This is a genomic window from Thalassotalea sp. G20_0 (assembly GCF_017744175.1).
GTDB lineage: Bacteria > Pseudomonadota > Gammaproteobacteria > Pseudomonadales > Endozoicomonadaceae > Endozoicomonas.
The window spans coordinates 1-23,320 of sequence record NZ_JAGHQV010000035.1 but is presented as its reverse complement, the minus strand read 5'-3'; the positions used below and the strand labels follow the sequence as shown (position 1 = coordinate 23,320).

At 49.8% G+C, this 23,320-nt stretch carries 21 protein-coding genes; 5 read left to right on the top strand and 16 right to left on the bottom strand.

Annotated elements, in window-relative coordinates; translation table 11 throughout:
* Positions 1-346 precede the first annotated feature (346 nt).
* The gene (locus J7438_RS18420; RefSeq protein ID WP_353620158.1) at positions 347-1,780 is read right to left on the bottom strand and encodes a glyceraldehyde-3-phosphate dehydrogenase; all 1,434 of its coding nucleotides are present in this window, start codon (positions 1,778-1,780) and stop codon (positions 347-349) included.
* A 258-nt stretch (positions 1,781-2,038) separates the two neighbouring features.
* Here J7438_RS18420 and mfd point away from each other — a divergent pair, with 258 nt between their 5' ends.
* Entirely contained in the window at positions 2,039-5,497 is a 3,459-nt protein-coding gene (gene mfd, locus J7438_RS18415; RefSeq protein WP_209277701.1) for a transcription-repair coupling factor, read from the top strand.
* A 106-nt stretch (positions 5,498-5,603) separates the two neighbouring features.
* Positions 5,604-6,440 carry a CsiV family protein gene (locus J7438_RS18410; protein ID WP_209277700.1) on the top strand — a complete coding sequence of 279 codons (837 nt, stop codon included), beginning with the start codon at positions 5,604-5,606 and terminating at the stop codon, positions 6,438-6,440.
* Positions 6,441-6,464: 24 nt separating this feature from the next.
* On the opposite strand, the gene J7438_RS18405 is transcribed toward J7438_RS18410, so the two are convergent.
* The 8 genes from J7438_RS18405 to J7438_RS18370 all read right to left on the bottom strand — a co-directional run bounded on the left by J7438_RS18405 (position 6,465) and on the right by J7438_RS18370 (position 13,206).
* On the bottom strand, positions 6,465-6,905 hold the full coding sequence (locus tag J7438_RS18405; protein WP_209277699.1) for an ATP-binding protein: 441 nt from the start codon (positions 6,903-6,905) through the stop codon (positions 6,465-6,467).
* A 2-nt stretch (positions 6,906-6,907) separates the two neighbouring features.
* Complete coding sequence (locus J7438_RS18400) at positions 6,908-7,240, bottom strand: STAS domain-containing protein (protein WP_101747520.1); 333 nt, start codon at positions 7,238-7,240, stop codon at positions 6,908-6,910.
* Between the two features lie 55 nt (positions 7,241-7,295).
* Positions 7,296-8,465 (bottom strand): PP2C family protein-serine/threonine phosphatase, encoded by a 1,170-nt coding sequence (locus tag J7438_RS18395; protein ID WP_209201424.1) that lies wholly within the window; start codon positions 8,463-8,465, stop codon positions 7,296-7,298.
* Between the two features lie 36 nt (positions 8,466-8,501).
* Positions 8,502-9,551: a mechanosensitive ion channel family protein gene (locus J7438_RS18390; RefSeq protein ID WP_209277698.1), complete on the bottom strand. Its 1,050-nt coding sequence runs from the start codon at positions 9,549-9,551 to the stop codon at positions 8,502-8,504.
* A 119-nt stretch (positions 9,552-9,670) separates the two neighbouring features.
* Positions 9,671-10,786, bottom strand: coding sequence for a mechanosensitive ion channel family protein (locus J7438_RS18385; protein ID WP_209277697.1), 1,116 nt, complete (start codon positions 10,784-10,786; stop codon positions 9,671-9,673).
* Between the two features lie 226 nt (positions 10,787-11,012).
* Positions 11,013-12,032: a beta-N-acetylhexosaminidase gene (gene nagZ / locus J7438_RS18380; RefSeq protein ID WP_209277696.1), complete on the bottom strand. Its 1,020-nt coding sequence runs from the start codon at positions 12,030-12,032 to the stop codon at positions 11,013-11,015.
* A gap of 27 nt (positions 12,033-12,059) precedes the next feature.
* Positions 12,060-12,542, bottom strand: a complete 483-nt coding sequence (locus tag J7438_RS18375) for a L,D-transpeptidase (protein ID WP_209277695.1) — start codon at positions 12,540-12,542, stop codon at positions 12,060-12,062.
* A 34-nt stretch (positions 12,543-12,576) separates the two neighbouring features.
* Positions 12,577-13,206, bottom strand: coding sequence for a TetR/AcrR family transcriptional regulator (locus tag J7438_RS18370; RefSeq protein WP_209277694.1), 630 nt, complete (start codon positions 13,204-13,206; stop codon positions 12,577-12,579).
* A gap of 146 nt (positions 13,207-13,352) precedes the next feature.
* On the opposite strand from J7438_RS18370, the gene lexA reads away from it, so the two are divergent.
* Together lexA and J7438_RS18360 are read left to right on the top strand one after the other, a co-directional pair.
* Positions 13,353-13,949 carry a transcriptional repressor LexA gene (gene lexA, locus J7438_RS18365; protein ID WP_209277693.1) on the top strand — a complete coding sequence of 199 codons (597 nt, stop codon included), beginning with the start codon at positions 13,353-13,355 and terminating at the stop codon, positions 13,947-13,949.
* A 60-nt stretch (positions 13,950-14,009) separates the two neighbouring features.
* Positions 14,010-14,441: a SulA-like leucine-rich domain-containing protein gene (locus tag J7438_RS18360; protein ID WP_209277692.1), complete on the top strand. Its 432-nt coding sequence runs from the start codon at positions 14,010-14,012 to the stop codon at positions 14,439-14,441.
* Positions 14,442-14,461: 20 nt separating this feature from the next.
* Here J7438_RS18360 and J7438_RS18355 read toward each other — a convergent pair whose 3' ends face one another.
* From J7438_RS18355 to J7438_RS18325, 7 genes are all read right to left on the bottom strand, one after another.
* Positions 14,462-14,704: a hypothetical protein gene (locus J7438_RS18355; protein ID WP_209277691.1), complete on the bottom strand. Its 243-nt coding sequence runs from the start codon at positions 14,702-14,704 to the stop codon at positions 14,462-14,464.
* A 131-nt stretch (positions 14,705-14,835) separates the two neighbouring features.
* Entirely contained in the window at positions 14,836-15,312 is a 477-nt protein-coding gene (locus J7438_RS18350; RefSeq protein ID WP_209201433.1) for a DUF6586 family protein, read from the bottom strand.
* Between the two features lie 279 nt (positions 15,313-15,591).
* Positions 15,592-18,234, bottom strand: a complete 2,643-nt coding sequence (gene topA, locus J7438_RS18345) for a type I DNA topoisomerase (protein ID WP_209277690.1) — start codon at positions 18,232-18,234, stop codon at positions 15,592-15,594.
* Positions 18,235-19,103: 869 nt separating this feature from the next.
* The gene (locus J7438_RS18340) at positions 19,104-20,243 is read right to left on the bottom strand and encodes a RodZ family helix-turn-helix domain-containing protein (protein ID WP_209277689.1); all 1,140 of its coding nucleotides are present in this window, start codon (positions 20,241-20,243) and stop codon (positions 19,104-19,106) included.
* A complete protein-coding gene (locus J7438_RS18335; RefSeq protein WP_209277688.1) occupies positions 20,203-21,378 on the bottom strand; it encodes a hypothetical protein in 1,176 nt (391 codons plus the stop codon). Before J7438_RS18335 ends, J7438_RS18340 begins: the two co-directional genes overlap by 41 nt.
* Before the next feature lie 18 nt (positions 21,379-21,396).
* Positions 21,397-21,984: a hypothetical protein gene (locus J7438_RS18330; protein ID WP_209277687.1), complete on the bottom strand. Its 588-nt coding sequence runs from the start codon at positions 21,982-21,984 to the stop codon at positions 21,397-21,399.
* A gap of 538 nt (positions 21,985-22,522) precedes the next feature.
* Entirely contained in the window at positions 22,523-23,023 is a 501-nt protein-coding gene (locus J7438_RS18325) for a hypothetical protein (RefSeq protein ID WP_209277686.1), read from the bottom strand.
* Between J7438_RS18325 and J7438_RS18320 the strand changes: the two genes are divergently transcribed.
* Positions 23,022-23,320 (top strand): hypothetical protein (locus tag J7438_RS18320; protein WP_209277685.1); only part of this gene is annotated, 299 nt, incomplete at its 3' end. The genes J7438_RS18325 and J7438_RS18320 overlap by 2 nt on opposite strands.

Sequence of the window (23,320 nt, the reverse complement as noted above, 5' to 3'; positions counted from 1 at the left end):
CGGTTTTGTAAGCGTTTTTTCTGCACTGCAGGTAATAACTCGCAAAAACGACCAAGAGATTTGCACCTAAATCATCTGCCAGGGCCAGAACCTGTTTAGGGGTTTTAGTGTGGAATGGTTGCTGCCTGACAAAATGTCAATTGATCTGAATATATACGCAAATGAGAATGGTTACAATTTAGAGGGCGACCAATCTCACTCATTATTGACCGATATCAGTGTACGCGGGTTGTAAGGGTAAATCGGGATAAGATATGAAAACGGCAGGATCTACAGAGTGACTGATTAGCCGAACCACTAATCAGTCACTCTGTGAAGTGTTCATTACTACTGACAAACGAGTGTTTTATGGAACCGACGGGTACATCGCACCAGACATAAACTGGAGAATCCGGTTGACCTGGCAGCTGTAACCGAACTCATTGTCATACCAGACATAAAGCACACAGCGTTTGCCGTCAACAATAGTGGCTTGCCCATCCACAACGCCAGCTCGACGGCTACCCACAAAATCACTGGAAACCGCTTCAACAGAGGTGACGTAATCCACCTGTTTCTGAAGGCTGGAATACAGTGAGGTCTCCCGGATAAAGCGATTAAGCTCTTCAACGGTGGTTGCCTCGGCCAGGGAAAGGTTAAGGATGGCCAGTGAAACATTAGGGGTCGGCACCCGAATAGCATTACCCGTCAATTTGCCCTCAAGTTCAGGCAACGCCTTGGCAACGGCTTTCGCCGCCCCGGTTTCGGTAATGACCATATTAAGGGCAGCACTGCGTCCCCGACGCTCACCTTTGTGGTAATTATCAATCAGATTCTGATCATTGGTGTAGGAGTGAACCGTTTCAACATGACCGTGTTCAACACCAAACTCATCATTAATGGCCTTCAGCACCGGCGTGATCGCGTTAGTGGTACAGGAGGCTGCGGAAAGAATCTGATCGTCCGGCTCAATATCGTTATGGTTTACCCCATAAACAATATTCTTGATATCCCCTTTACCCGGTGCTGTCAGCAGGACCCTGGATACTCCCTTTGATTGCAAATGCAGGCCCAGCCCCTCTTTATCACGCCATTTGCCGGTGTTGTCGACAACCACGGCATTGTTAATGCCATACCGGGTGTAATCGATGGAATCCGGACTATTGGAATAAATAACCTGAATAGCCACACCATTGGCGTAGATAACCTTATTCTCTTCATCAACAGAAATAGTGCCCTTGAAAGAGCCATGGACCGAGTCGCGACGCAAAAGGCTTGCCCGTTTCTGAAGATCATTACCTGCACCGCCGGGTCTGACAACCAGGGCCCTCAGGTTAAGACCAGAGCCACTGCCCGCACGCTCAATCAGGATTCTGGCCATCAAACGGCCAATCCGTCCAAAGCCATACAATACGACATCCTGACCAGGGCCCAAAGTCTGTTTATGGCCATTAGTCACTGACGCTACTTTTCCGGTCACATACTCTTTCAAAGACCGGTCTTCAGCTTCCGCCCGATAGCCAACGGCCAGCTTGCCAATATCAATACGGGATGGCCCCAGATCAAGGCCTGCCAGAATTTCCAGCACAGGGTAAGTCTCACGGACAGAAAGACCATTGTCCTCAATCTGACGGACAAACTTGTGCGCTTTTAACAGGCTAATTACAGAGCGGTTAATGACGGGATGCCCAAATACAGACGTGACAACATGGTGATTCCTATACAGCTTGCCGATCAGTGGGATCATTGACTCAGCCAGTGCTTCACGCTCTTTCCAGTCCTGAAAACGGTCTGCTACCACGATAAATTCCCGTTTATTATTTCTGTTTTAAATACAATCCCTTATTTGGGACTTATGTTCCGTGGGTATTATCCTTGTTGATGGTGTTTGAGGCAACAAAGATTATCAAACATTAACATTGATGATCTTTCTGCCTTTGATTTTCCTCCTTAATTCCGCCATTTCCCGCTGACAGTACTGGGAGAACAGGATCACAAACGCTACAATCCACCACTTATATCTGTATTTGGGGTAATCAGGAGAGCCTTCAGGATTTTCATGTTTCAACACACTATTCCTCTGCCAACCCACCCCGGCGACAAGCTTCAGTGGGGAAATCTCGCGAAAGCCGGGCCTGCCCTGACCATTTCCTGTGCTGCGGTATCAGACAACCAGCCGCTGATGATTATTACGCCGGACAGTTCATCAGCAAATCGGCTGGAAGAAGAGCTGGCCTTCTTCCTTGCTGAAGAAGCTAACATCAATGTTCAGCAAATGCCGGACTGGGAAATACTGCCCTACGATACCTTCTCACCCCATCAGGATATTATTTCCCAGCGACTGTCAACGCTCTATCACCTTCCCCTGACCGACAACCGTGGCCGAAAAAAAATTCTGATTGTGCCCGTGACTACGCTGTTACACCGCCTGTGTCCGAAGAACTATCTGCTGGGCAGCTGCCTGTCCTTGCAACCGGGCACCCGGTTTATCATTGATGAACGCCGAGGCCAGTTTGAACAGGCCGGATATCGCTGTGTTGACTCAGTGATGGAGCATGGCGAGTTCGCTATCCGTGGCTCTATTGTTGATATTTTCCCCATGGGGGCTGACACACCCTATCGGGTTGATCTGTTTGATGATGAGATAGAGTCGCTGAGAACGTTTGATCCTGAAACGCAACGCTCCATTGAAACGGTTGAGGAGATACAACTGCTACCAGGGCATGAGTTCCCCCTGGATAAGCAAGGGATAGCGTTATTTCGCAGTAATTTTCAGGAAACCTTTGACGTTAACCATCGTGAATGCCCAATTTACCAGGATATCAACAAAGGTATTGCCAGCCCGGGCATTGAATACTACCTGCCTCTCTTCTTTGAGGAGACGTCAACGCTTTTCGACTACATGCCACAAAACACCCGAATACTGATCTACGACACCGTGGGTTCATCGCTGGATCATTTTTATTCGGATGTTCATGCACGTTATGACAACCGCCGTGTTGATCCGCAAAGGCCAATACTTCCGCCATCCCGGGTTCTGATGCCCTCGGAGGAGTTTTACAGCAGACTGAACGACTTCCCCAGAGTCACACTGTTTGAACAGTCTGTTGCACCCAAAGCCGGTCGATTTAATTTAAGCCGTGAGGAATTGCCGGAACTGACCATTAATGCCCGGCTTGAGCAGCCACTGGCACACCTCAAAACCTTTATAAATGGCATAAATCATGTTCTGCTGGTCGCCGAAAGTGCCGGGCGGCGGGAAGTACTGCTGGAGCTGCTGAGCCAGAATAATATAACCCCTGACCTGTGTGATGGCTGGTCCGCATTTCTTAAAGAAAAGCCCGCTTTGGCTGTCAGTACCGGGCTACTGGACAACGGACTGTATCTACCGGAAGAGCAAATTGCTGTTATCCCGGAAGCGCTTTTGCTTGGCCAGAGAGTACAACAGACCAGACGGCGGAAGACGGAAGACCAACAGAGTGCTGACCAGGTTATTCGCAACCTGACCGAGTTAAGAATCGGTGCCCCTGTGGTTCATATTGACCACGGAGTTGGCAGATACCGAGGGCTGGAAACACTGGCAGTGGATGGCCAGACCACTGAATTTCTGACCCTGGAATATGCCAGCGAAGCCAAACTTTATGTACCTGTCGCTTCTCTCCACCTGATTTCCCGATACACCGGTGCCGATGATGAACTTGCCCCGCTGCACCGGCTGGGCAGCGAGCAATGGAGCAAGGTGCGGCGTAAGGCAGCCGAAAAAGCCAGGGACGTGGCCGTTGAACTGCTGGATATCTATGCCCGCAGAGAAGCACGAAAAGGGTTTCCTTTCACTGAGCCGGAACAGAACTATCTGGCTTTCGCTGCAGCCTTTCCGTTTGAAGAAACGCCGGATCAACAACAGACCATTGCCGCCGTTATTGGCGATATGTGCGCACCAAAACCCATGGATCGTCTGGTCTGTGGTGATGTGGGCTTTGGTAAAACAGAAGTTGCCATGCGGGCCGCTTTCCTTGCGGCCCATAGCGGTAAACAGGTGGCCATTCTGGTCCCCACGACGCTGCTGGCGCAACAACACTACGAAAGTTTTCGTGATCGATTTGCGGACTGGCCCGTAGAAATTGATGTTATTTCACGATTCAAGTCGCAAAAAGCCGTGGATCAGGTAAAAGAACGGCTTACTGAGGGCAAACTGGATATCATTATTGGTACCCACAAGATTCTTCAGGGCGACCTGACCTTTAAAGATCTGGGCCTGCTTATTATTGATGAAGAACACCGCTTTGGGGTCCGCCATAAGGAAAAGCTCAAGTCATTGAGGTCCGAGGTTGATATCCTGACCCTGACCGCAACGCCCATTCCAAGAACACTCAATATGGCCATGTCGGGTATTCGCGACCTGTCCATTATCGCGACACCACCGGCACGGCGACTATCGGTTAAAACCTTTGTCCGGCAATATGATCAACCGCTGGTGAAAGAAGCGATCCTCAGGGAGCTGCTGCGTGGCGGGCAGGTGTACTATCTTCACAATCAGGTGGAATCCATCGAAAAAGTAGCCAGCGACCTTCAGGAACTGATTCCTGAAGCACGGGTCATCACCGGTCATGGCCAGATGCGCGAACGTCAGCTTGAACAGGTGATGTCCGACTTTTACCACAAGCGCTACAACGTTCTGGTATGCACCACCATTATTGAAACCGGTATCGATATCCCTAATGCCAATACCATCATCATCAACAGGGCGGACAAGTTTGGTCTGGCACAACTGCATCAGCTTAGAGGCAGGGTTGGTCGTTCACACCACCAGGCCTACGCTTATCTGTTAACACCGGCCCCGAAATCGATGACTGCTGATGCCGCGAAACGTCTTGAAGCCATATCGGAAGCACAAACCCTTGGTGCCGGGTTTATGCTGGCCTCGAACGACTTGGAGATCAGAGGTGCGGGTGAACTGCTGGGTGAAGGTCAGAGTGGCCAGATACAGAGTGTTGGCTTTACACTCTACACCGAGATGCTTGAACGTGCCGTTAATGCCATCCGCAACGGCGAAACGCCCAATCCAGATCAGCCTTTGAACCATGGCACAGAAGTGAACTTAAGGCTTCCGGCCCTGTTGCCTGAAGATTATATTCACGATGTCCATAGCCGCTTGATTCTCTATAAGAGAATTGCCGCCGCTGATAATGAGGAAAAGTTAAAGAACCTTCAGGTTGAGCTGATCGACCGGTTTGGCCTCTTGCCCGACCCGGCCAAAAATCTGTTCCGTCAGATGAAGTTAAAACTCTGTGCCCAGAAACTGGGCATCAAGAAGCTGGATGCCAGCAGCAAAGAAGCAAGGGTCGAGTTTGAAGAACAGCCCAGTGTCGACCCTATGCTGATTATTAACCTTATCCAGTCAAGCCCTCAGCAGTTCAGGCTGGAAGGCAGCAGCATCTTAAAGTACATTGACGCAATGGAAACTCCGGAACAGAGATTTAAGGCAACAGAAACGTTGCTGGGCAGGCTTGCTGGTTAACAGCTTATCTCTACCAATAGCCACACCTGACTGGTTTTCAGACAGTCAGGAGCTGCTGCACAAAAGCCCCCCTGATTCCGGATTGGGTGATCCAAGGAAATTCTGTATGAAAAAACTTCAGCTTATCGCATTGTCGATAGCACTACTTGTTAATGTACCGCTTTCTGCTGCACAGAAGGCGAGTGATGGAGGACCTGATACCCCATGGTATCAGGTAGATCTTGTGGTTTTTCGTTACCTTAACAATGACAGTGGCGAAGCCTGGCCTCCCGTTGCCGGTTACCGAGCGCCTGTCAATGTAATCAAACTGAAAACTCACTCTGCCGACCCTGATGATAGCAGTCCGCTGTTTGACATCATTGAGCCTGTAAAGCAAAGCCATCCTGATGTTATGCGTGATGCCTACATTGATCTGCCAGCCAATGAAAGGATTCTGAACAGCCAGGTTACTGCACTTGAGAGAAATCGCAACTATCAGGTGATTACCCATAAAGCCTGGCGAATGCCTGTCAACGCTGAATCAGGTAAGCGACCGATTGAAATCCGGGCTGCTATCAGTGGGCAGAACAACCTGTTGCTGAATGGTACAGTCAGCGTCAGTGAAGAGCGCTTTCTGCATGTTGATATTGATCTGTGGCTGAATAAATTAAGTCCGGAATCACTGTACTCCACACTGTCCGGGAACAATTACGAACAAAAGACCTCCGACGTTCTTGCTGCTTCTGATATAGGATCTGACAATCTGGTGAGGCTGGATGATGGCTCTCCGCCTTTGCGCATAACCGATAACTTTCAAATAAAGCAGCGAAGAAGAGTCCGGAATGTAAAGGAGCTTCAATACATAGACAGTCCGGAGATTGGCGTCCTATTCAAACTTACGCCTTATGACCGTCCTGAGGCGCTGGTGGAAACAGGGATGATCATTTCAGAAAAAAGCAACTGATATTGCTAAGAATGGGTAAGCAGACTAACTCCTGATCTGCTTACTCATAATAAAACTGTTTTTATTCCCAACAGTCTGATACTCAACGCTATCCATCAAACTCTGGACGATTGGCAACCCTCTACCGCTGCATAGCCACGCCGCAGGATTGTCAGGATCCACTGACATATCCCTGCTCCCCAGTTTACCCTGCTCCATTGGCTTACCCCAATCGCTGATGGTCAGCATTAAGCAAGCCTGCAAAAGACTGACCCCAACCTCAACCTTATGCCCCTTTTCATTACCATAGGCGTGCTCGATGGCATTATTCACAATCTCAACCACACACAGCTCCACACGATTCACCTCAACCGGGGACAGTGTTGTCATGGCACAAAGGCCCCGGACAGCCATGGCAATCAGGGTGGTATTCGCCAGTTCACTGTCAATCTCAAGCCTGACAGCCTGCCCCTTTTCGTCGGTCATGATTACTTCTCCTTAATGGCCTCGGTCACTGTAGGGAGAATGGTAAACAGCTTGTCCATAGAGGTAAGACTGAAAAGATCCATAACGGCAGGCTGGGCACTGGCCAGCTTCATGGAACCGGCTCCCCCCATTTTCTTCAGACCTGCCACCAATGCCCCCAAACCACTGCTGTCCATAAAACGCACCTGGGATAAATCAATCACCAGGTTATCGGAGCCATTGTCGATCTGGTCAAACAGATAAATCCTCAGGGGCTCTGATAGAGATGCATCAAGCCGGGTTTCGTCGATCGATACGATGGTATGCCCGGCATCATTTTTAGAGTCAAATGGCATGTCGCTCTCCTTGCGTCATAAACGTTGCATAATTAATAAGGCAGCATAAGCCTGGTTACGGCTGCCACTCCAATACCAGATAAGTTACATCATCCTCAAAAACATCAGCTCCGGTCCAGTTAGTAATGTCCTGCTCAACCCGGCTGATCATGGCTTCAATGGTGTGATCAAAAACATCTTCCAGAGAAGCCACCAGCCGGTCTTCACCAAACATCTCACCAGTATTGTTTTCACACTCCGTCACCCCATCGGAGTAGAGAAAAAGTCGGTCACCAGGTTGAAGCTGAATCGTGACATTTTTATAGGTCATGCCTGGCATCATACCTATCGGTACGCCACCACAGGTAATTTTTTCGACAGATTTTGAACCGCTTTTCAGCCACAGTGATGATGGATGGCCAGCCTGCGACAACGTAACAGAACCGGTGCGACTGTTGATTATCCCATAGGCAATGGTGAAGTAGAGCATCGACTCAGGTTTTGCCTGAAACTGCTCATTCAGACTCACCAGCACTTCATTGGGTTCTTTTATCCGATAGAAAGGTGGCTCGCTGAATGACTCCTTAACCAGCGATCCACTCCCGTCCTCACGAAGGGTATTGTTCAATGAAAAAGAAAACAGTGCTGAAGGAATACCATGTCCGGCCACATCCAGTTGATAGAAGCCCAGTGTCTCTCCATCAAGTGCCTGATAACCAAACATATCGCCGCCAAGAATGCGGCTTGGTTTGAAATACCAGTTAAAATCCACACTCTGAATTTTCGCTGGCTCAGATAGCAGACGGGCCTGTGTTTCTGCCGCCGACTCCAGGTCTTTTTCTATGGTATGTATTTTATGTTCAAGCGCCGCTTTTAATTCGATAATTCGAATGCCGGCATTAAGGCGCGCACCAAGCTCATCAAAATCCACTGGCTTATTGATAAAATCATCAGCACCACGGTTAATCCCTTCCACCACGGCCTCACGATCCGAGTTACCCGTTAGCAGCATGAAATAGATATAGTACCCAAAATCACTGTTACGGATCGCTTCACAAAGCTCTATACCATCCATATTGGGCATCATCCAGTCGCTGATGACAATCCGGATATCCGGATGGCTTTCCAGAACATTCAGTGCTTCATAGCCATCTGATGCCTCAAAAACACGATGCCCCTGCTTTTTCAGAACCACAGACAGAATCATTCTCTGGTCACGGGCATCTTCAACAATCAGTATATCCATTAGCCTTGTTATCAATTTTCATCGTATTGAATATAACTACTGTGTTATCGACCCATCGGAAAGAATCCTTCGGGTCGGATAAGCGAACAACGCCCCTTCCTCGTTAACAACGGCTGCAATCAGAAGCAAAATAGATTCCTGAGCCTTTAAAAAACCAACACGATCCGTTCTTGTGATATGCACCCGAACCTGACATAAAAGGGCAGAATCATCATAACGGATGAAAACGGCATAATGAGGTTCACGACTGTCAACCTCGGGAACCTGTTGAACAAGATCATCTATGCGACTGAGAATACGGGGTATTTTTTCAATATCCTCATAACGAAGAGCAAAATTTTCAATCATCCGGCGGTTTTTCATTCGAGTGGCATTCTCCACCACTATGCCGGTAAAGAGTGAGTTTGGAACATAAATAGGCCGTCTATCAAAGGTTCTTATTTTGGTCAGACGCCAGCCAACCTTTTCGATATGCCCTTCAATGGATCGGTCCGGAGAGCGAATCCAGTCACCCTCGGTAAAAGGACGATCCAACATCAGCATTAATCCACCAAAAAAATTGGCCAGCCAGTCCTTGGCAGCAAGACCCAGAATAATACCGCCAATACCACCAAAGGCCAGAAGGGTTGACAGGCTATACCCGAAGGCCTGGGCAAGGCTCAACAGTGTGGAGATAACGATAATCAGCTGCACTGAACGGGCAATCACTGAGGGCGATAAGCGCTCGCGCCACCGCTCTCCCATGGAATCCAGTACCTCTGGCATATTCAGGCTGATTTCCCAGATAAACCAGGCCGGATAGATGATCAGAATGAGTTTTTGAATCAGTGGCAGGGTTTCATTGACACCCGACCGCTCAAGCCCCGGCCAGTAATGCGCCGAATAGAGAATGAACAACACCCAGGGCAGCGTCAGCAAGGGTCTGTGCAATATGTTGATAGCCAGGCCCCAGAATACCCGTTCCGGCCCCTTTTGCTCGCAATGGGCCAACCACTTTATGCCATAAAATGAGGTACCAGACAGCAAAAAGGCAATAATCAAATGAGAATAGAACGATATAAATTCGGGGTTCATAATCGGGATCATTCAGGGATTTCAGTTGGTTATTTTTATAAATTGTAGCCAGTTTGTTTACTACTCTCTTTCAAGCATTCCCACAATCTTCACAAACCGCAGCAACACCTCTGACCAACCATTTGAAACCACTAAATTTTCACAGCCTCAAGGGACGGTGAACCGGCACGCTGCTGAATATCACTTACCCCCTGATCAGATAATTCCAGCGTCCGGGTCGGGAAGGCAATATCCGCCTCATGACTGTGTATAATGCTGATGATCTCAAGCAGCACGTTCTCCTGAATCTGCAGATAGGCCGCCCAGTCAGTGGTTTTGGTAAAACAGTAAACCTGACAATCAAGGCTTGATGCACCGAAGCGAATAAAATTCACAATGATAATCTTATCCTGATCAATAGCGTCATGATGCCTCAGGTAACTGCGAACATCCTCAAGAATCACATTGACTTTATCGCTGTCACGATACCTTAATCCAAAGACCTGTTTGATACGTCGATTTTGCATCCGGGAGGGATTTTCGACCGAAATATTCATAAATGTAGAGTTCGGAACATAGAGAGGGTGTTTTGCAAAGGTCATAATACGAGTCTGTCTCCAGCCAATATACTCTACAGTGCCTTCTATTTTTTTATCCGGAGAGCTAATCCAGTCTCCTACACGAAAAGGTTTATCCACATAGATCATCCAGCCCCCAAAGAAATTAGCCAGCATGTCTTTGGCGGCAAAACCCACAGCCAGTCCACCCAACCCACCAAAGGCAAGGATACCGGAAAGGCTGTACCCCAAGGCCTGCATGGCAACCAGAATCCCGGTAATGATGATGGCAATTCTTATCAGGCGGCCCAGGGCAATAACTGAGGTCTGATCCAGTTTCTTCTTGCGCTCAACCTGTAGGTAGCGATGTTCCAATGCGGTGATAAAGGAGACAAAAACCCAACAGAAAAGCACAATAACCAGTAGATCCCGAAAACTGAGAAGGCGCTGAAACAGAGTGTTTCCGGTTCCTTCCCATATTTCTTCTGCTGTCCAGCTTAACCCGGCAACCCAGATAAACAGATAAACCGGCTTCTGGCTCGCCGCAAGCAGAGCGTTATCCCAGAAATTCTGGGTAGCTTTTACTTTCGTCGTGAGCTTGCCGAAGAGTTTGCCGACAAGATATCGGGTAAAAGCTGTCAGACAGGTAGCTATCACTGCCAGGGGCAGCCAATCAGGAATATTGGCTGAAGTAGAGGATAAAAAGTCCATGGTTATACCACAATGCTTAACCAAACCAGGTTATACCAATTCCGCCTTACCCAGCTGTTCAAAATGACTTGCCCAGTCGGATATTTAGAAGGTGGCATTGGTATTAATACGGACTGAAGAGAAAGCGTAATAGTCGCACCGGATTTATAACTATAAACCAGTACGACAGCTTAGAAGGAAAGTTACCCTGAATTACCGGACAGTGATGGCCATGGCACCATTAAAATCAGCCTGTTCCAAAAGCCTCTGTCAGCATTTTACGCGCTTTCCTGTAGCGCTCTGACTGTTCAAGAGACTCCCGGTCAGTGTATGAGTCAGGCATCAAACCATCCGGACCGACACCCTGCAAACCCGAGCCGTCTATCTCAGCCAGTACCTCCCGAACTCCCTGACGGTTACAGATTATAAGGAGATCACAACCAGCATCCAGGGCTGCCCTGGCCCTGGCAGGATAACTGCCGGTTTTCGCCGCTCCCTCCATCGACAGGCAATCGCTGATAACCAGCCCCTCAAATAACAGCTGGTTGCGTAACACCCCTTTCAGCCACTCTGAAGAGTAACCCACCGGATGCCGGTCAATAGCGGGAAACAGGATATGGGCCGGCATTAATGCCTCAACCCCCTTTTGAATCATTACCCGGAAAGGCTCCAGGTCCGACTGACAGATCTCATCAAAAGTACGATCATCCAGGGGAAGGCTCACATGGGAATCAGAATCTACATTCCCATGGCCGGGAAAGTGCTTGATAACCACGGACATTCCCGCTTCATGAACCCCATCAATCCACAATGAGGCCAGGTGATTCACCTGCTCAATCGAACACCCAAAAGCCCGGTCCCCCACGATCGGCGTTTTACCATGATCAATATCCAACACCGGCCCCAGGCAAAGATCTATCCCACAGGTCAGCAACTCAGAGGCCATCAGCCAGCCTGACTCATAAGCCATCTGATACTGTTGATCCGGGTCAAATTCCCCATAAGCCTGTGCCGGGGGCAGACGGGTAAACCCGTCCTTGAAGCGTTGCACACGCCCACCTTCCTGATCCACACAAATTAACAGATCCCGGCGAACATTCCGGACAGAACGAACCAGGGAAATTAACTGTTCCCGACTCTGATAGTTCCTGGAAAAAAGGACAATACCCGCAACACCGGGCAGGGAAAGCAGCTGGTGTTCTTCGGCGGTCAGCTGCGTTCCCTCAAGATCAATCAAAAGAACACCACGGTTCAGGCCTGTTGGCACAACTATATCCTCTAAAAAAAAACGGTATCAGCTAAGCAGTATATCGATCCTGGTACCGGTATCTACACGGTCAAACAGATCGATAATATCTTCCCCGTGCATTCGGATACATCCCCGCGAGCCGGGTTCTCCCATCACTGCCGTATCCGGCGAACCGTGGATATAGATATAGCGACGCATGGTATCAACATTACCCAGCCGGTTATATCCGGGCTCCAGGCCACTGAGCCATAAAATTCTGGTTAAAATCCAGTCCTTTCTTTCAGGGTACTGCTGGCAAAGCCCGGGGGAATAAATCTCACCGGTAAAGCGACGTCCGACAAATACTGAATTAGCCGGCAGACCGGCACCAATTTTCGCCCGGATAACATGCTGCCCAAGAGGTGTTTGCCAGCTCCCTTCCTGCTGCCCGGTTCCCTTGCTGGCAGTAGACACAGAATAAACACGGCGCTTGCCGTCCTCCTCGTGCAGCACCATTTCCTGACTGGCAATATGAACAGTAAGATGCATCGGTAAATCAAACTCTGTATGGTTAAATGATCCGTCAGGTGTGCGATCTGAGACCTGCCGCCATGAAAGGCACCATCTTTCTCATGATATCTTCCAGTTCAGTCCTGACCCCATAATCGCTTTCCGCAATAGCCCTCAGCGCATCCGCTCCTGAAAGGGTAAACACAGCGGAACCCAGAATAAAATAGACTCGCCAGAACAGGTCATTCAGTGGCAACTCAGGACACGCTTTTACCAGCAGCTCCAGATAAGCCTGGAATACTTCCCCATAAACGTCGCGCAAATATTTCTTCAGATGCCCCTGGCCCTGTGTGTAGGCCAGGCCAATCATCCTCATACAAACAGAGAGATCTTCAGGGCTGCGGGGTTTAACCGCCATGATCTGATCCACCAGTAAATGAAGTATTTCTTCCAGATCAATAACGTCATTATTATCCTGATATCGCACAAGAGCCCCGGAAAGATTGCTGACAAAAGGGTCAAGAAAACGGGAAAAGACCGCCTGGATCAGGGATTTTTTGGAGCCGAAATGATAATTAACAGCGGCCAGGTTAACACCCGCCTGACTGGTAATTGAACGCAGCGAGGTCTCTGCGAACCCATGCTCAGCAAATAACTTCTCTGCAGCGTCCAGAATCCTGTCTACTGTCGCTGACTGTGACATGCCTGTAAAACCTCCAATGTAAACATTTGTTTAAAACTAACGTTTGCCAACTGAAACATCAAGTTAGATTAATAAGGCAGGGGTGGTTGCAGACAGCAAAATACTGTATATAATTACATGTACTGTATAAAAACACAGATTTAATCATGTATAAATTGACCAAGCGCCAGACTGAGATCCTTGAACTGATCAAATCTCATGTAGAAGAGACCGGTTTCCCCCCCACCCGTGCAGAAATCGCACAGACCTTCGGTTTCCGATCACCCAATGCAGCAGAAGAACACCTCAGAGCCCTTGCCCGCAAGGGAGCTATCGAGATCACCCCCGGCACCTCAAGGGGTATCCGAATCCCCGGCACCGAATCTTCCGGCCTGCCTATTGTAGGACAGGTTGCTGCAGGAAGCCCCATTCTTGCCCAGGAACATATTGAGGACCACCTGTCCATCAACCCTGATTTCTTTTCCCCCAAAGCAGACTTCATGCTTCGGGTAAAAGGAATGAGCATGAAGGATATCGGTATTCTTGACGGGGACCTTCTGGCGGTCCATAAAACATCAACGGCAGCCAATGGCCAGATTGTCGTTGCCAGAATTGACGACGAAGTAACGGTCAAACGTTTTGAACAGGTTAAAAACAGAATTTACCTGCACCCGGAAAACAAAGAATTCAAGACAATCGAAGTAGACCTCAGCGTTGATACCTTTGCTATCGAAGGACTGAGTGTGGGGGTTATCAGGAACTAGGAGGCTATTCTCGGACAGCCTCCCCGACCCTGAGACAATCTCTGATGTAGAGGACCTGACATGCAAGCATTAACACCATCATCCAGTCAGAACGGCAACGCTCCCTGCATTGACAGTGAACCTGTCAGCTTTATTGATGAACTGATTCTCTCAGGCCCGCCCTGGCAATCAGGACGCTTTCTGAAGACTGTTCTGTATGAGTTGGCTAACGACCAGGATCAACGCTGGCTTACCCTGATACTGTCCAGTGAACAGGCAAAAAACACCATAAACTGGCTGAAGTCATCGGGAATCAGCAGACAGCGCCTTCAGGTTCTCAACCCATCTGCTGAGGCAGACCCACTGAAACTCACTCGCAAGGCACTGGCCTCAGGCACCAGCCACACCGTGGTCAGCTGGATCGAGCAGATCGATAGCATCACACTCTCTGAACTCGAGACCGCCGCTCGCTCAGGTCGATGTCAGGGACTGGCAATCAGGAACAGAGGATAACTGGAGGGTTTGTATGACAGTTAATGAAGAACCCGGTTTTCAGGGATGTATTCTCCAGCGTCAGCTTCTGTTTTACGCCCCACTTCCGCTATGCAGGCATCCAGCATAGCCTTGGCTACCTCCACCTGATCTCCCTGGAGAAAGTCAAGCAACTCCCGGGAGAATGACATGGTAACCAGAGGCTCAGCGTTCTCCTCATCACTGCGACGCAAAACGATTTCGCCGGAAGGCAGTTCAACAATTTCAAGAAACGACGCTGACATAAATAGTGACACCGGGATTTTAGGGTTAGCGGTTAAGCATTGTGCATTAGCCAGCAGAGGCTTTCAAGATATCAGCCATCAACAATAGCTGAATACGGCTGGCAATGAACAAACCTGAAAACATCAGAAACCTACCATTCCAGGCTGAAGTTCCGGCTGTAAGTGACCAGCTCCTTCAGCGACTCAAGCACAGCAAGAAAGCCTTCTGACTGATCAAACCGCACACTATTGGCATTAAACAGAGGAATTTCATTCAGTTCAACACTTTTGCGCTGTATAGGCATGGCACAGTCCTGATGACTTTTTAATAACGCCGACAACCATGAATCATGTTGCTCAAGACGTTCAATGTACTGCAACTCAGTAGACACCTCTCCCTTATGATGAACACTGTTCATTGCCTCATCAAGAGAGGGTAGTTGATTTACCGGCAAACGGTAATTCGTCATAATTTCAGCCAGTAACGAGCGGTAAGCCTGAACCATTGCATTCAGACAGGCCTCACGAAATGCCGGCTTGGCAAGATCATCTGCATCTTCCCAGGCATCCAGCAATAAACGGGCGTGAAAGAGCATTTTATTGGTATATCCCTGCCAATTGTTTGTCATAACCAACTCCATCAATCTTTCGGGAACAACTCGTGTTTTGTCGAGCTAAGGAGTTGTCGCTTAAAAACTTCCTCATTTTGCCACGGAGGCACAGAGTCACAGAGGAAAAGATTTTTTTCTTTTCTCCGTGCCTCCGTGTCTCTGTGGCAAGTTTTTTCTTTGCTGGATAATATCCGAAATGTGGAAGTTATCTCGGGACAGTTCCTAAAAGTTACTAACTGCCATAATACAACAGGGCATAATAGCCCTGTCTCATGAACCCGGGAGGCTGAAATAAATCTAACCGGACTGGCGCTTTTTAGACTGCTTTTCATGCCAGCGACCATCATCAAATACTGCACTCCAACCCGTTGCCTTACCATCGAGCTCGGACATAACATACTGCTGCTTGGTCTTGCGGCTGTATCGAATAATTGCCGGGTTGCCATCAGGGTCCTGACGGGGAGCATCCATCAGATAACCGTACTTGGGGTCAATCATTGCCTGATGGGGCAATAGCTCCGCCACCAGCGGAGCACGGGTCTCTCTGTTCTTGGGAAATTGACTGGCCGCAAGGAACAATCCGGACGCGCCATCCCTGAGCACATAATGATCATCAACTTTGACGCACTTTAACTCAGGCATGGGCACTGGCTCCATTTTGGGTGGAGCAGGCTCACCACTTTTCAGCAACTTTCTGGTGTTCTTGCATTCACTGTTAGTACAACCAAAATACTTGCCGAAGCGCCCGGTTTTCAACTGCATTTCACTGCCACACTTATCGCAGTCAAGTACGGGGCCATCATAACCTTTTAATTTGTAACTCCCCTTCTCCACCTCAAAGCCGGAACAATCAGGGTTATTGCCACAGACGTGTAACTTCCTCTGCTCATCAATCAGATAGCTTTCCATCGCGGTAGAGCACTTGGGACAACGACGCATGGCACGCAGGGCGTTAACCTCGGCGTATTCATCATCGACATCTTCCACCTCCTCACCGGGAACCAGGTTAATCGTCGTTTTACAGCGCTCCTTCGGTGGCAGTGAATAACCGGAACAACCGAGAAACACCCCGGTCGATGCAGTGCGAATCATCATGGGTCGATGGCAGGTAGGACACTCAATATCGGTCAGGGAGGGTTCATTTGCGCGCATCCCTCCGTCACTCTGTTCAGCCTGGGTTAACTGAAGGGTAAAGTCGGCATAAAAATCATCAAGAACCTGCTTCCAGTTTTTTTCACCTTCAGCAATATCATCGAGCTTCTCTTCCATTCGTGCCGTGAAGTGAAAGTCCATGAGCTCATTAAACGACTCATTCAGACGATCAGTCACAATATCGCCCATTTTTTCCGCATAAAAGCGGCGATTCTTCACTGAAACATAACCACGGTCCTGAATGGTGGAAATAATCGACGCATAGGTTGACGGCCGACCAATACCCTGTTTCTCCAATTCCTTGACCAGTGCCGCTTCGCTGAAACGGGCCGGTGGGCGGGTGAACAGCTGTTTAGGGTCCAGTTTTTCCAGTGTCAGCTCTACCCCTTTTTGCAGATCAGGCAGAATCACATCTTCACCTTTTCTGGCCAGAGGCTTTTGCACCCGGGTATAGCCATCAAACTTCAATGTCCGTCCCCTGGCTTTGAGTTGATAGCCGTTAACGTCAACGACCAGAGACGTACTGAGATACTCGGCAGGCGTCATCTGACAGGCAACGAACTGACGCCAGATCAAATCGTACAGACGCTCCGCATCACGTTCCATGCCAGACAGATCATCAGGCTTTAACGTAACACTGGATGGCCGAATCGCTTCGTGAGCTTCCTGGGCGCCTTGCTTGCTGCTGTACAGATTTGGCTGCTCCGGACAGTATTGATCACCATACTGTTTGGCAATAAATGACCGGGCACTGGCAACCGCATCCTGGCTCAGATTGGTGGAGTCGGTTCGCATGTAGGTGATGTAACCCGCCTCATACAGGCGCTGCGCCAACATCATGGTTTTCTTGACACTGAAACCCAGGCGCGTGCTGGCCGACTGCTGCAGTGTTGATGTGATAAAAGGTGCCGAAGGCTTGCTCTGGGTTGGCTTATCTTCACGACTGGTCAGGGCGTATTGACCCTGCTGTAACTGAGCCAGGGCTTTATCTGCTTCCGCCTTGCCTGTCGGCCTGAAATTTACCCCGTTCTCTTTAACCACCTGAAAACGGACGGCATCACTCCCGGCAGCCAGGAGATCAGCATAGACTTCCCAGTATTCTTCAGGAATAAAACTGCGAATTTCCCGCTCACGCTCAACCACCAGCTTGACAGCAACGGATTGCACCCGCCCTGCAGAGAGCCCACGGGCAATTTTTGCCCAAAGCAGCGGGGAAACCATATAACCAACCACCCGATCCAGAAACCGGCGGGCCTGTTGAGCGTCAACCCGATCCTGATTTAACTGCCCGGGGGATTCGAACGCAGACTGGATGGCTTTTTTGGTAATTTCGTTAAAGACAACACGGCGATATCGATCCGGGCTGCCGCCGATGGCCTGCTGCAAATGCCAGGCAATGGCTTCTCCCTCACGGTCCAAATCCGTTGCCAGATAAATGGTGTCAGCGTTTTCTGCCAGACGGGCAAGTTCGTCAACGACTTTTTCCTTGCCCGGCAAAATCTGGTAATGCGCTTCCCAGCCATTATCGGGGTTGATCCCCATACGGTCGATCAACTGCTCACGGGCCTTGATTTTCTTGCGGCGCTCACGCTCCTCAGGAGAGAGCTTTTTAGTCTCGGCAGCTGCCCTGGCCCTGGCCTTGGCATCCACGGTTTTCTTCGGCCCACCCGCTGTTGGCAAATCCCGAATGTGACCCACACTGGATTTGACAACAAAGTCTTTGCCCAAATATTTGTTGATCGTTTTCGCCTTGGCAGGCGACTCCACAATAACTAGCGATTTACCCATGCTGCCTTACACGTCCTGTCATCTGTTCCAATGTTCTGGCTGGTCAGATCTGTGAGCAGATAAATCGCCCATCATACTCAATAATCAGACCTGCTGAAATAGAGCCTACTCTCCAGAACAAGAAAAGCCGGGATAGAAATTGCTTCAATATATAAGGCGAAGTCAATAATCGGTCAAGGAAAACCATCAACCTCGTTCCCGTAAAGGAGTGGGTTATTTTCCTGTATGATCCGGTACAGAGCCTTATTTCCAGCACTTTAAAGCCACTATCCGACTTGAATATTCTGGCCACATTTCCGTCGGGCAAATCAGCATTCAAACACCTGTAACAAAATCAGGCTGCCTGACTTACCCATCTCTCTTGTCTGCAAACCAGCTATGCGAACCTGCATATTTACATGGTAATCAGTAACGGCTGAAACCCTTAAACGCTTAACACGGTTTTACCTGATAACTCAACCATAACTATCCAAAAGCCTACTTTCCGTTTGAAAATCATCCGGACAAAGCAGGCCTGCCTCAGTCATTTTCAATTGGTCATACAATCAGTTATGCAAATATAACCCGCTGAGACAAAAAAGCCCGGAAAAATCGGGTTGCCGGGGTAGAAAGTGATTTGTTGCTACAACAGCTTGAGTTATCGCATTTGTCCTGGCTGCATTAATAATCAGGCTAAGTAGTTGGCCAAATGGAATCGTATATTTCTGGCTAAGTGGGCAGTTACTATGCAAGGCACAACAAAGGGAGCATAGCCTTAGCTATGTGACCGGAGTTGTAACGCCGCACGACTGCATGGATGCAGGAGCTAGAGTAACGCAGGAGCAGTTGCAGTATAGGGCAGTCTATTCTCGGTCAGCCTCCTGGCTGCATTAATAATCAGGCTCTACAGCCGTTCTCATTCTGCGGGGATTGCAAGTATCAATATCCTCATACACGTTTCCATATAAGCTTTCATGCTGGGGAATCACCTGCTCCCCGAGTTTCTCAGGGAACGGCTCCCCTGCCAATATGGGTATTGCCGGTAGTGCCCGTTGTTTCAGTCTGGGCGGCTTTGGCGATTGTATGCTGGAGCGTTGTTCTCCGACAGGCTCCTCCCTTGCCTCTTTCCTGACGGTTTTTATCGTCGGTTGAGCCCCCAACTCCTTTGCCTGCCCCGCAGTATCGACTGTCACCAACTCCAGCAGGCCATCATCAGCAGCGGCGGGAGATGAACTGCGCTGACAATGACGATAGATGCACACCCCTGCCGCCACTAAGGCCGAAGCCCCCAGGGCGATACCGGCTATTGCGCCGGTACTCAGGGTTGCCGCCAGCGGTGCCGCACTGGTGGGCAGAGCCATGGTGGTCCCCGGCAGGCCGGAAACGTTTATGGTGGTGTTCGATGCCGTCGCTACCGGTGCTGGCGTCAGTGCCGTGGTGGTCGCCGGCAGATCGGAACAGTTCATGGTGGTGTTCGATGCCGTCGCTACCGGTGCTGGCGTGGCTGGTACTACTGTTGGTGACATTGGGCGGGAAGTTGGAGTGTGTGTAGGAGTTGTGCTTGGGCTGGGTTTCGGTTCTTCAGTATGACAATACTCAATAAAGGCACCGGAGACAGTGTCACTTGATAATGCCGAAGAATAACAGTCTGTGGGCTGGCAATTCTGCTTCACCAGGCTGGGAAGGTGGGGGTCATCAATATCTTTACAGAATTTATTCAGCTGCCAACTGCAAGCCCTGGCCCCCCTGGCTGTTCTGTTGTCTTGCTGTACGCCTTTAACCCTGACATTACAGAAAGTGGGGTTAAGCCCTGCTCCGAAATAATCATGTCGAATAGCCCGTCCTTCAACGGTGCTTTTTACCGCCATAGTGTTGTAAACATTGCCATTTCCGACCCCGAAACCGGCAAGACCAGAAGGACTGGATTTAACCTTGCTGTTGAATGACTTGGTGGTGTTAGCAACGGCGGTTAAATAGGTTTTATAAGAATCACCCCCCCCCCGCCCCGATACCGCTAAAACCGGAACCACCGGAGGTATCCACTGTGCAGTTTATCGCTATGGTGTTGTAAGCAACCCCCATCCCCGCTCCAATACTGGCTGTTAAATGGCCGGGACCGGAGTTTTTCACCTCACAGTTAATTGCTTTGGTGTCTTTAGCGTATCCTTTAGCGTATCCTTTACCCACCCCAATGCCGATATTCCCATTGGTACCGTTGTTTTCCACCTTGCATTTTATTGCCAGAGTATTGGTAGCTTTATATTGTCCCGCCCCGATACCGGCATTACTCTTATCACCGAAGGTTTTTATCGTGCAGTTCATTGCTTTGGTGTCGGTAGCTTCACCAAACCCCACCCCGATACCGGCATTACTCTCATCACCGAAGGTTTTTATCGTGCAGTTAAGTGCTTCGGTGTCGGTAGCTTTACCAAACCCCACCCCGATACCGGCATTACCGAAAGAACCGGAGTTTGTCACATTGCATTTGACTGCATTGGTCCGATCGACTTTTTCCTTAACATCAACACGCCCCGCCCCGATACCGGCATTACCTCCGGACGTTTCCACCGTGCAGTCCGTTGCCGTGGTTTCGAAAACGTCTCCCTTTTTAACACGCCCCGCCCCGATACCGGCATCACTGGAGCTAGTAGTCACCTTGCAGTTTTTTGCAATCGTGTTTCTAACCTCTCCATCTTTTTTATACACATATCCCGCGCCAATACCGGCATACGCAGATGAACCGGAAGTTGTCACGCTGCAGTTTTCTGCGGTTGTGCCTATAACCTTTCCTCCATATACTTCGCCCACGGCAATACCTGCGCTTGCCTGATCACCGCTGGTAGTAAGGACAGAACTTTTAACCTCAATGTCTCTGATCTTGGCTTTGCCTGACATTTTACAAGCGGCTACCCCGGTCGAATCTTTCATACCTTTTGTCGTTATATTTGCATTTTTAAACTGCAGGCGACGAACTTTACCCGTCAGATTTTTCACAAGGCAGCTTTCCAGACCAGAAATTTCATGATCATTACCATTGTAATCACCGGTAAATGGACGTGTATTATTGCCGATGGAGCGGAACGAGCTGTTAACATTAATATCCGCAGTCTGACAGTAACTACCATTCAGAGGATAGTCCTTCTGGTCACGGCCAATTTTGCCCAAGGTTGCGGCATTTGGTACCTAAGTACACCCTTTGGCTTTACTGCCGGATGGGGATGCAGCAGCCGCAGCGGTCAGGCTGGACAGGGCACCCAGTGCCACAGCGGTTTTCGGTAGCTGGCCAGTGCCAATAGAGGCGTTGGCTGAAGGGCTGGTTCGTTGTCGTGTTTGCTGCAGTTTCTTTTTTTTCCTGCCTTTGTCGTTTGTTGGGGAGCTGTCCACCGAAATGTCTGCCTGACTTTCCGTTGGAGGAGAACCTTTAGTCGCCCCAAAAACGTCCAAAAGATCTCTGAAGCGGGTCGCTGCGGAAAAGGTGACAATGCCCTCCAGCATCGTGCGGATCTCCGCTGGCAGCACTGTATGAGGCGACACCAGCCGGGCCGCCAGCTCAACCCCCTGGAAAAAGCTGCTGTCCTGCCCATCAGGGCTGCCAAAAGTGAAGGCCGGACCTTCATCCGATTGTGCCGACGGCTGCGTCCCGGGAGGAATATAACCGGGATGAAGCGACCGCAAAAACAGGATCGGACCGCCCCAGACGACGACCTTTAAAAACCCGGCAAATAGCCCGTCATTTTCCGTTGGCTGATCGGGTACGGAGCCAGAAGCCATGGGTGCGCCTGTGGAGTGAACAGCAGGTTGGGATATCATAGTGATCACCTCGCAAAATGAGGCAAGGATAGACAAGACTCAGGCGGTGAAAGGAACCGTTTGAATTATGCGCAACGGGTAATGCGCAAGAATCTTATAAAACAGGAAAAACCCGGGAGATAATCCTGAACTGGGTAATGAATCAGTTGGCGGGCTTCCTGGTGTACACCAACGAGTATTGGATTTACAGTAATTGTTCTCTGATATCCATGACACAATCAGCCCGCTAATATCCATACCCCCCCTCGTTCCCATGCTCCGGGAATGCATACCGGAGCCTGCAGGATGTGGAACAAACTGTTTCTCCCCGGAATTATGAAAGTTTAATGGGGGTTCTGATTTGTGGAGAGATACGGTATGCATTCCCACGGGTCACCGTGGGAACGAGTCCACCCGCTGACAAAAAAGCCCGGAAAAAACGGGCTGCTGGAATAGAAAGTGATTTGTTGCTACAAACACTTGTGTTAACGCACTTGTCCTGACTGCATTACTCATCAGGCTATATAGCAGTACTCATTCTGCGGGGATTGCAAGTGTCAACATCTTCATATTCGCCAACATCTTCATTTTTGTGTTCATGCCAGGGAATCACCTGTTCCCGGAGCTCCCCATAGAACGGGTCCCTTGTCCGTATGGGTGGTTTTTCCGGTAGTAGTGGTTTCTTCAGTCCGAGCGGCTCTGGAGGAGGTCTTCTGGATCGTTGTTCACCGGCAGGCTCCCCTCTTGCCTCTCCCCTGAAGGCTTTTATCATCGGTTTATCAACCGCCTCCTGTACCGCAGTATTATTGATTGTCACCAATTCCAGCAGGTCATCCGCATCGACGGGGGCTGACCTGCGGTGATAATGACGATAGATGTACCCCCCTGCCACACCTGCCACCACAAAGGCTGCAGCCCCCAGGGCGATGCCGGCTATTGCGCCGGAATTCAGGGTAGCCGCCAGCGGTGCCGCACTGATGGGCAGTGCCATGGTGGCCCCCGACAGGCCGGAAAAGTTCATGACGGGGTTTGATACCATCGCCTGCGGTGCCGCACTGGTGGGCAGTGCCATGGTGGTTCCCGACAGGCCGGAAAAGTTCATGGCGGGGCTTGATACCGTCGCCTGCGGTGCCGCACTGGTGGGCAGTTCCATGGTGGTCCCCGACAGGTCGGAAACGTTCATGGCGGGGTTTGATACCGTCGCCTGCGGTGCCGCACTGGTGGGCAGTTCCATGGTGGTCCCCGACAGGTCGGAAACGTTCATGGCGGGGTTTGATACCGTCGCCTGCGGTGCCGCACTGGTGGGCAGTTCCATGGT